Below are 10570 nucleotides of genomic sequence, written 5' to 3'. Positions count from 1 at the left end.
CGGTCGCCCTACGGTCCTGCGTTGACGGTGACTTCGCCCGACGATCGTGGCGTCAACCGCAGTGTTTTTTGGACAGCGATGATTTTGTTTTTTGCTGGTGCCATCGTTTCGGAATGCTCCTCGGTATGTGATGCAGCGGACGATTCAATTTCTCAACAGGTTGATCCGCATAGCCCCAAGCAGACGTCAAGCAAACATCGGTCTGCTGATTCGGTCGTCACCATCGAAACCCTGCTCAAGGACATGGTCGATCGCGATGGGATTGCACGGTTCCCGGTCAAGAATTTTCGGCTTCGACAACACAGCAGTTACAACCGAGAATCCATAACACCCGACGATCCCGAGGGCTGGTTCGCCAACGGCGATTTCAACCGTCCTCCCAACGGCAAGAATTTCATTCGCACCGAAGTGATCAATGGCAACAAGGAATGGGTGCTGATGGATCACGATGGCCCCGGTGCGATCGTGCGGACATGGATGCCTTGGCAGAATCAGAAAAACGGTGGCACCGATCTGATCATGCGGATCTATCTGGATGGCGCCGACGAACCAACACTCGAAGGCAACATGCTGGGCATGTTTGACGGCAGTGGAATGTTCCCCTACCCCTTCGCTCATCCGTCGTTGCGTTCGGCCGTGAATTTTTTCCCGATACCGTACGCTAAATCATGCAAAGTCACGGTGTCGGAGATGCCATTCTTCTTCCAATTCACTTTTCGTGAATACGACGAAGACACGCCCGTCAAAACATTCACGATCGACGATTTCCGGGCCGCCGGAAACATCACCCAACACGTCGGTCAATCTTTATTGAATCCGGCGACCACCGGCGCAACGGAACGTCAGCGTTTTCATACGCGATTGGGTGGCGGCGAACAGATGAAGTACGACCTGCCGTCCGGCGCCGCCGCCGTGCGCGAACTTTCCGTCAAACTGGCCGACTTTGGCGACCCCATGGTCACACGCGATGTTGTTCTGAAAATGGATTTCGACGGCAAACAGACCATCTGGTGCCCGATCGGTGAATTCTTTGGTTCGGGCATCGGCTTGAACGCGTTCGATGGTTGGTACCGTACTGTCGCCGAAGATGGAACGATGACGTGTCGTTGGGTGATGCCATATCAAACCAATGGCACAGTTTCCCTGGTCAATCTAGGCAGCAAAGATGTGGTCGCCGATCTGGAGATCAAGACAGGACCGTGGACTTGGGATCAACGATCGATGTATTTCCACGCAAATTGGCGTGGCCAGTATCCGGTGCCCACCCTTCCGCGTTCGGATTGGAACTATATCACGTTGAAGGGTCGCGGCGTTTACGTCGGTGACACACTGACGGTCATGAACCCGGTCGAACGATGGTGGGGCGAAGGCGACGAAAAGATCTTCGTCGATGGCGAATCCTTTCCGTCGATCTTCGGAACCGGGACCGAAGACTATTACGGATATTCGTGGGGTGGACGCAGTACCGATTTTTACGAGCATCCGTTTCATGCCCAACCGTTCTGTCACCAGTACAACAAACAGAACCGTAAGACCAACGCGGACGAAAGAAACACGCTGGGCTATAGTACGGAGACTCGCACACGCGTTCTGGACACGATGCCGTTTTCCGATTTGCTAAAGTTGGATATGGAAGTCTGGTCTTGGTCGGACTGTGACATGGGCTATGCAGCGGGCACGTATTGGTATGGCTTTGCCGACACGACCTGCAATCGCAAACCGACTCCACAAGACGCAACCCAACGCTGGGTGGTTCCGTCAGTTTCCAATGCATCCGCATCACGCCAAACGCCACCGCCGACGTCACATTTTGACCATGCGATCGAATGTGAAACTTTAAAAGCAGTGGCAAACCGCAGCGGTGTGAAGGTGATTCGCAATCAAAACCTGGGACGTTACGGACAGGATCGATGGAGCGGTGGCCGTCACCTTTTCGTCCGCGATACATCAATCGGTGACTATGTCGATTTGCAGGTCCCCACCTCTGGCACAAATCCCGTCACGATCACCGTCCATGCCACGACCAGTTTCGACTATGGGATTTTGGAATTCACCGTCGACGGAAAACCCACCGGGATTTCTTTAGACACCTATTCCGCCGATGTGGGCGTCACCGGACCTGTCACGTTGGGAACGTTCACCCCGCACGATGATCACGTCACCATTCGTATCAAAGTGACGGGATCCAATCCGGATTCCAAGGATCCCGGCACCTTCTTTGGTCTTGATTGCCTCGTCATCGAATCCAATACACCGTAGGAGCAGACGATTTGATCCCGGCCCTAAAACGTTTTCGCTTGCAACGAATGAAATCTTCCCTCGCTCTTGTCGCACTGACGTTGTGGTCGATCTTGGTGATCCGCGGGGCAACAGCGGACGAACCGTCGCCCAACATCTTGCTGATCTATGTGGACGACCTGGGCTACAACGACCTGGAGTGCTACGACGCGCAAGATCCGGGAATCAAAACGCCGAACATCAACCGTTTGGCGGCTGACGGGATTCGTTTCACCAATTATCTTTCCGCTTGCAGCGTTTGTTCGCCAAGTCGTGCTGCCGTCTTGACCGGACGATATCCGCAAAGAAACGGTTTGCCGGTATGCCCCAATGACCGCCCGGAGTATCCCGATTGGTACCAGCATGTGGGCTTGCCACAAAGCGAAATCACCATTGCCGAATTGCTGAAACCGATCGGCTACGCGACCGCTGCGTTTGGGAAATGGCATTTGGGCGACGCGGATGAATTTGCGCCGCGACAGCAGGGCTTCGATCGCTACGTCGGTCGAAAACATAATTTCCATGTGGGCAAAGCCGGCACCTGGTTTGAAAACGAAACCCCGCAAGATGAAATCATGTTTCGCGACGCCCACCAGCGGCTGACCGACGCGACGATCGACTTCATGCAGCGCCAACATGCAGCCGAGAAACCGTTCTTTGTTTACCTGGCACACTACCTGGTTCATGGGCCTTGGTCGCCGAACCAAGAATTCTGCACCGAACAGGAATGGGCGTCAGTTCAGAAGCTGAAGGGCCGCATGAACCCAAAGGCATTGCCCGCCATGGTGCGTGAACTGGACCATCACGTCGGATGCGTGCTTGACCAATTGGCGTCATTGGGCATCGAAGATGACACGCTTGTCATCTTCGCGTCGGACAATGGCCCCTGGCTGCCCGCCGGATCGGCCTACCCATTGTCCGGATGGAAGTACACCACGATGGAAGGCGGACACCGTGTCCCGGCGATCATTCGTTGGCCCAAGACGATCCCCGCCGGACAGGTCTGCGATGCAATGGTAAGTGCTTTGGACGTCATGCCCACCATCGCGGCGGCGACCGGAACCACGTTACCGCGTGATCGCACCTATGACGGATACAGTCTGTTGCCACTGTTGACGGGCCAGACCGACCAAAGCCCCAGAGAAGAATTCCTCTACTACAACGGTTTGACGTTGGAGGCCGTTCGACGCGGACCTTGGAAACTTCATTTGCCACGCACCGCAGACCAGCGTGTCTATTGGGCTCGTCATCCAAGAAAGACCTATTTGAATTTGGACCATCCGGTGCTGAATCATCTGCCCGATGATCTGTCGGAAACCAAGGACGTGGCAGCAAGGTATCCGGACCAGACTAGCAGGCTACAGTCACTGGCTGACGAAGCCCGACAAGAACTTGGGGACTGGAATCGCGACGGTACGGACCGCGCCGACTTTGCCTATCCCGGCGACCTGAACGAGGGAATCAAAAGGTCCCGAAAACAAGCGTTCTGACCGCAGCCCGACGCAGACATCACCTTCGCATAATTGCCCCAACTTTACCGCTATCTGACTCCATTTCCTTTCGCGGCAATCGCATGAACACCGAAGCAAACCCTCACGAAACCAGCCGCTGCGACGACCTTGAATCCGGTTGCTCGTCGGCGTGCGGATGTGGACCGTCAATCGAACGTCGAAGCTTCTTAACGACGCTCGGTGCCGGCGCAGCGGTGCTTTCGGCCGGACACAACACGATGGCCGGTCCATTCACCGAAGCGGATGTTTCCGATGATCGTCATGCATCCGGTCACCTGATTCCCGCCGATAAAAAGCTAACGCCACAGTGGCTGGCTTCATTGACCCGGCGCGACCAGCCGGAGGTCTACACCGGATCACAACTGAAGTACATCGGTATGCCAGTCGGTGGTATCGGGTGTGGACAGATCTACTTGGGTGGTGATGGACGTTTGTGGCTGTGGGACATCTTCAAATGCAACTACACCCGCGAACGCGGCCACGGTCAACGGATCGCTGCCTTCACCTTGGGTGGCCATTACGCGCATCCGGTTCCCGCCGGCGAAACGTACACCAATCGCAATGGTGCGGATGTCTCGCAAGGCTTCTTGATCCGCGCGACCGCTGATGGCAACAGCGAAACTCGCACGCTGGATCAAATCGGCTTTCCCGACGTGAACTTTCGCGGGGAATACCCGATCGGCAAGGTCGGCTACAGCGACCGCGGTTTTCCCGCCAGGATCGATTTGGAAGCGTTCAGCCCCTTCATTCCGCTGAACTCTACGGACTCTGCGTTGCCCGCGACCGTGATGAGCTTCACAGTCACCAACACATCCCAAACACCGATCACCATCGACTTGGGCGGTTGGATGCAGAACGCGACCTGTCCCTACACCACCGAAACCGGCCTGGGTCAGCGGACCAATCGGTGTATGCAGACTGATGGGTGCGTCGAGATTCTAAGTTCGATCAGCGGTGCGGGCGTCGAAACCAAGCACGGCTTCGGATCGATGGCCCTGACAGTTCTGCACGACCGGAAAACAGACGACAGTGTTTCGATCAGCGCTGCGACATCCCTGACCGATCCTGACAGCCCCGATGGATTGTGGGAACAGATCAACGGGCTACAAGTGGATGCCGTCGAAAAGCCATTGGACGAATTGCTGGTCGGCGGACTGGCAACGACGTTTGATCTAGCACCACAGGAATCGCGAACGATCGACTTTGCCATCACTTGGTTCTTCCCCGACTACAACGAAAAGGGCCGTGGTCGAGCGCAGATGCTGGGGATTCGTGATTTCGGAACGTTACGCCGGCATTACGCCGCATGGTTTGATTCGGCCGACGGCGTTGCCAACTACTTGACCGAAAACAAATCGCGTTTGTTGGGTAACACACGATTGTGGAACCAAACTTGGTACGACAGCACACTGCCGCACTGGTTGTTGGATCGCAGTTTCATTCCGATCGACTGCATCGCCACCCAGACATTTCATTGGTTCGACAACGGTCGACCCTACGGTTGGGAAGGCGTCGATTGTTGCCCCGGCACGTGCACCCACGTTTGGCACTACGCACAAGCTTTGGCGCGAATCTTTCCCGACATCGAACGTGCGTTTCGGGAAAAGGTCGACTATCGGGAAGGCATCGGATTCCATTCCGACACTGGCATCATTGGACATCGTGCTGAAAACCATCACACCCCCGCAATCGATGGCCAAGCCGGAACGATTCTGCGTGCTTACCGCGAGCACCAGATCGCACCCGATAACAAATTCCTGAAACGAATCTGGCCGAACGTCAAGAAGTCGATCCAATACCTGATTGCCCAAGATGGTGACGACAACGGACTGTTGGAAGGAAAACAGCCTCATACCCTGGACGCATCCTGGTATGGTCCAATCGCTTGGCTAAGTGGCATGTATTTGGCCGCGCTGGCTGCCGGTCAGGCGATGGCTGCGGAAATGGGCGACGATGTTTTCGCCAACCAATGTCAGACGATCATCGACCGTGGATCCAAAACAATCGTCGATGAACTGTTTGACGGTGAATACTTCATTCATAAACCGGACCCGAACGTCACGGCACTGAACTCCAACAAAGGCTGTCATATCGACCAAGTCTTGGGGCAAGCTTGGATCGGACAAGTGGACCTGGACCGAGTGATCCCCAAACAAGAAACGGTTTCGGCACTGAACAGTCTTTGGAAATACAATTTCGCACCTAATGCGGGACAGTATTCACTGGATCATATCCAGATCGAAAAAGCGTTCCGTTGGTACGCAATGCCGGGCGAAGCCGGCTTGCTGATGTGCACTTGGCCCAAAGGCGGTGCGACCCAGGCCATTCCCGGCAACGGTTTGCGGACAAAAGACAACCCGGAGGTGTACACCGGACCGGGTGGCTACTTCAACGAATGCATGAACGGATTCGAATACCAGGTCGCGGCCCACATGATCTATGAGGGCGAACCCGATAGCCAGCTCGTTCAGCAAGGCCTCGCCATCACCAAGTCGGTACACGAACGATATGCCGCCGACAAACGCAATCCCTACAACGAAATCGAATGCAGCGATCACTACGCGCGATCGATGGCAAGCTACGGTGTTTTCCTAGCGGCGTGTGGTTTTCATTACCATGGGCCCAAAGGTCACCTGGGTTTCGCACCTCGCGTTTCGCCCGATCACTTCAAAGCCGCATTCACGACGGCCGAGGGTTGGGGCACGTTCACCCAGAAAACTGACCAGCAAACATTGTCCGCGTCGGTTGCGTTACGTTACGGAACGCTGCATTTGAATCAGCTGTCGTTACAGGCCGTTGCCGGTGTGTCGGCCACCAGTGCGACCGCGCGGCTGCAAGACCAAGACGTTCCCGTGGTTTTGGAGACCGATGGATCGCAGCACGTCCTTCGTTTCCCCGCCGGCTTGGACATCAATGCCGGACAATCGCTGGACGTTGAACTGTTCTAACATTCCTTACTTTTTGTGCCAGTCCTTCCCATCGCTTACCACGCCCACCGCGTTCGCCTCCTCCCTCGTGGCGACAACTGCCCCGATTCCATCTTTCGAGGTTCCCACCGTGCCAATCCATCTTCGGTTCATCGTTCTGCTTCTGCCCTACTTCGTTGGGACTTTGGCTGTTCCCAACAGTGATGCCGCAGAGGCCCCACCCAATGTGATTTTGATCTTTGCCGATGATCTGGGGTACGGTGACCTGGGTTGCTACGGCGCGACGAAAGTCCAGACACCGAACATCGACAAACTGGCGGCCGAAGGTCGACGTTTCACCGATGCCCATTCGGTATCCGCCGTTTGTACGCCGTCGCGATATGCGCTATTGACGGGCCAATACCCGGTTCGTGCCAACAACGGCCAGGGTGTGTGGGGCCCTGCACCGATCACTTCGCCGTTGATTGTCGACACCGAAAAGACCACGATCGCCGATGTCTTCAAGACCAGCGGATACAAAACCGCGGTCTTGGGAAAATGGCATTTGGGTTTCAAATCGGGGACCAACGACTGGCAGCCACCCCTGCGTCCGGGTCCCCAGGACTTGGGCTTCGATTACTACTTTGGCATGCCGGTCGTCAACAGCGCGCCGCCCTATGTCTATGTCGAAAACGATCGCATCGTTGGCAGTGATCCCGACGACCCGCTGGTTTATGTCGGACGCAATGCGAAGAACGCCACACCGATCACGCCCATTCCACCGGAAGCCGCCCAGCGCAGTGCCAACGCTTTCACCGGAGCCATCGAAGCACACAAGCAGTTCAACGACTATGAACTGGGCACCAAGTTTGCCGAAAAATCGGTTCAATGGATCGAGCAGAACAAGGACCATCCGTTCTTTTTGTATCTGGCAACCACCAATATCCATCACCCTTTCACTCCGGCAGAGCGATTTCAGGGTACCAGCCAATGCGGCTTGTACGGCGATTCCATTCACGAACTGGACTGGATGGTCGGCCGGGTTTTGCAGTGTCTGGATGACAACCAGTTGACCGACAACACCCTGGTGATCTTCACCAGTGACAACGGCGGCATGTTCAACTTTGGTGGTCAGGCCGCCTTTGAAGCAGGGCACCGTCAGAACGGCGAATTGCTTGGCTTCAAATTCGGCGTCTGGGAAGGTGGCCACCGTGTTCCGATGATCATTCGTTGGCCTGGCAAAGTGAAAGCCGGCACGACGTCGGACCAATTGATCGGCCATGTCGACATGCTGGCGACCTTCGCAGCACTGACGGGCCAATCACTGACCAAAGAACAACAGGCCGACAGCTTGAACATGCTGTCGGCATGGATCGATCAACCTGCCGAACCGATTCGCGAACAATTGGTCCTGGCACCCCACAAAGGCACCCACCTGTCGCTTCGAAAAGGCAAATGGAAATACATTCCCGCCAAAGGCAGCGGTGGATTTGGGGGCCGAAAACCCAGCGACCACACGTTCGCCGGTCCGCCGGCGGTCACCTTTGTGGGTTCGGTCAACAGCGATATCGAAGACGGAAAGATCCGCAAGGATGCGCCTCCCGCACAGCTATACGATCTGGAATTTGATGTTCGGGAAACCCAAAACCTGTATCAGGATTATCCGCAAGTCGTCAAAGAAATGAGCGAGATCCTGAAGGACTACGCTCCTGCCAAACCGACGCCGTCGCGACAAGGCAGGCAAAAGCCAAAGGGATCGCCAGCGAAAAAGATTCCCGCCACTCCCAGTGATCGCAGTGCGTCGTTCGATTTTGAGTCTGGCACGCTGCAGCCTTGGCGAATCGTCGACGGTCGCTTTGGCCACATCATCGGAAGTCGTGCGAAATTCTTCCACAACGGTCATGACTACAACAAGCAGGGTCAGTATTACCTTTCGACACTGGAAACGTCTGCCGGTGCCGAAAAGGGCGACGACAAGCAAACCGGCGTGATCATGTCACCATTGTTTGTCCCCCAAGGCGACACCATGACCTTTCGTGTCGGTGGCGGCGGGGGCCCAAAGACTTACGTCGCACTGTGCACCGCCGATGGCGAAGAAGTCAGCCGGGCTCATGGCATCAACGATCAAACCATGCAAAACGCGACCTTCGATCTGCGGCCTTTTGTTGGCAAACAGATGTTCTTGAAGATTGTCGACCATTCGAAGACCGGATGGGGGCACGTGACCGCTGACAACTTTCAAATGGATGCTCAGATCTTGAACCAGTATCCCGAATAAAGGGGCCAATTCATGATCGCTTCATCGCATCACACAAACCGCACCTCACCGAGATCCACGCATTCCATGACTTCCGCATTTCGCATGCATCTTGCACCTTGGGCCGCGCGCATCGGCGTGCTGGCGTGTCTTTTATGCTGCGTCATCGCCGTCCGCGCCGACGAAACGCCCCAGCCCAATTTCGTGGTCATCTTCACCGATGACCAGGGATATCAGGATGTCGGCTGTTTTGGGTCGCCCGACATACGCACGCCACGTTTGGATGCGATGGCGTCGCAGGGGATGAAGTTCACCAGTTTTTATGCACAACCGATCTGTGGACCATCACGAGCCGCGTTGATGACCGGTTGTTATCCAATGCGAGTCGCCGAACGAGGAAACACCAAGCAAGTTCACCCGATTCTGCATCAGGATGAAATCACCGTGGCCGAAGTCTTGAAAACACAAGGCTATGCCACCGCATGCTTTGGAAAATGGGACTTGGCCAAGCATTCGCAAACGGATTTCTTTTTGGATCTGTTTCCGACACGTCAGGGGTTCGACTATTTCTACGGCACCCCCACCAGCAACGATCGCATTGCCAATCTGTACCGCAACGAAACTCTGATCGACCCCAAAACCGACATGTCAACGGTGACGCGGCGTTACACCGATCAAGCGATCGAATTCATGAAGCGTCACCAGGACGAGCCGTTTTTCGTCTATTTGCCTCACACCATGCCACACACTCGCCTTGCGGCATCGGAAGATTTCAAAGGATCCAGTCCGCGTGGTTTGTATGGAGATGTGATCGAAGAGATCGATTTCAATGTGGGGCGAATCCTTGATGCGGTTGAATCGCTGAAACTTCATGATCGCACCTACGTGTTGTTCACCAGCGACAACGGCCCTTGGCTGAACAAAAACAAGAACTTTGCCGATGGGCATTTACCAAAAGATCATGGTGGTTCGGCCGGACCACTTCGCAGCGGAAAGGTGTCCGTCTTCGAAGGCGGCGTTCGCGTTCCCGCCATCCTGTGGGGACCGGGTCGCGTGCCTGCCGGAACCACGTGCGAATCGATTGCAACAACGATGGATGTGCTACCGACCTTTGCCGCATTGGCCGGCGCTGAGGTTCCCTCGGACCGAGTGATCGACGGCCAAGACATTCGCCATCTATTCCACGGTGACTTTGCCTCGGCCGATCCCGACCGAGCGTACTTTTACTACTTGCGTGTTCATTTGCAGGCGGTCCGCCAAGGCAAATGGAAACTTCACTTGCCGCGGGAAAAGGAACCGATCGGCGCCGCCCCGTTCGGTCGCAACATGCACATCGCTCCGGCGGATCGCGTGGGCTTTGCACAGCCCTTCCTGGTCGACCTGGAAAACGATCTTGGCGAAACCACCGATGTTTCCGACCAGAATCCCCAAGTCGTCCGGCGGCTGGTCGCCCTGGCCGAAGACATGCGAAAGGACTTGGGTGACTTCGACCGTGTCGGGGAAAACATGCGATTCTTTGATCTAACGGGTCCTCGTCCAACACGACCTCCGGTTCCCGCCCCGCGCAAACCCGCGGCAAAACAATCGAAGCATTTATCCACTGACAAGGCAAAATAGCC

5 protein-coding genes are annotated in these 10570 nt (G+C 55.6%); all 5 read left to right on the top strand.

Features of this window, described 5'->3' with window-relative positions; genetic code table 11:
- Positions 1-78 precede the first annotated feature (78 nt).
- The 5 genes from HFP54_RS15165 (at position 79) to HFP54_RS15145 (ending at position 10568) form a co-directional block, all read left to right on the top strand.
- Positions 79-2259 (top strand): glycoside hydrolase family 172 protein, encoded by a 2181-nt coding sequence (locus HFP54_RS15165; RefSeq protein ID WP_235951845.1) that lies wholly within the window; start codon positions 79-81, stop codon positions 2257-2259.
- A 47-nt stretch (positions 2260-2306) separates the two neighbouring features.
- A complete protein-coding gene (locus HFP54_RS15160) occupies positions 2307-3767 on the top strand; it encodes a sulfatase-like hydrolase/transferase (protein ID WP_168565770.1) in 1461 nt (486 codons plus the stop codon).
- Positions 3768-3850: 83 nt separating this feature from the next.
- Positions 3851-6736, top strand: coding sequence for a GH116 family glycosyl-hydrolase (locus tag HFP54_RS15155; RefSeq protein ID WP_168565769.1), 2886 nt, complete (start codon positions 3851-3853; stop codon positions 6734-6736).
- A gap of 109 nt (positions 6737-6845) precedes the next feature.
- A complete protein-coding gene (locus HFP54_RS15150) occupies positions 6846-8972 on the top strand; it encodes a sulfatase family protein (RefSeq protein ID WP_315853904.1) in 2127 nt (708 codons plus the stop codon).
- A 66-nt stretch (positions 8973-9038) separates the two neighbouring features.
- Positions 9039-10568, top strand: coding sequence for a sulfatase family protein (locus HFP54_RS15145; protein WP_235951843.1), 1530 nt, complete (start codon positions 9039-9041; stop codon positions 10566-10568).
- Positions 10569-10570: the final 2 nt, after the last annotated feature.

Origin of the sequence: Crateriforma spongiae, from assembly GCF_012290005.1 — a bacterium.
GTDB classification, from domain to species: Bacteria; Planctomycetota; Planctomycetia; order Pirellulales; family Pirellulaceae; genus Crateriforma; species Crateriforma spongiae.
Note: the sequence above shows the minus strand (reverse complement) of the source record. Positions and strands in the feature narration are given on the sequence as shown.

What these genes read in the sequence shown, in the direction of transcription:
- HFP54_RS15160 (WP_168565770.1), top strand. Translation starts at nt 2,307, where the DNA reads ATGAAATCTTCCCTCGCTCTTGTCGCACTGACGTTGTGGTCGATCTTG.
- HFP54_RS15155 (WP_168565769.1), top strand. Translation starts at nt 3,851, where the DNA reads ATGAACACCGAAGCAAACCCTCACGAAACCAGCCGCTGCGACGACCTT.
- HFP54_RS15165 (WP_235951845.1), top strand. Translation starts at nt 79, where the DNA reads ATGATTTTGTTTTTTGCTGGTGCCATCGTTTCGGAATGCTCCTCGGTA.
- HFP54_RS15145 (WP_235951843.1), top strand. Translation starts at nt 9,039, where the DNA reads ATGACTTCCGCATTTCGCATGCATCTTGCACCTTGGGCCGCGCGCATC.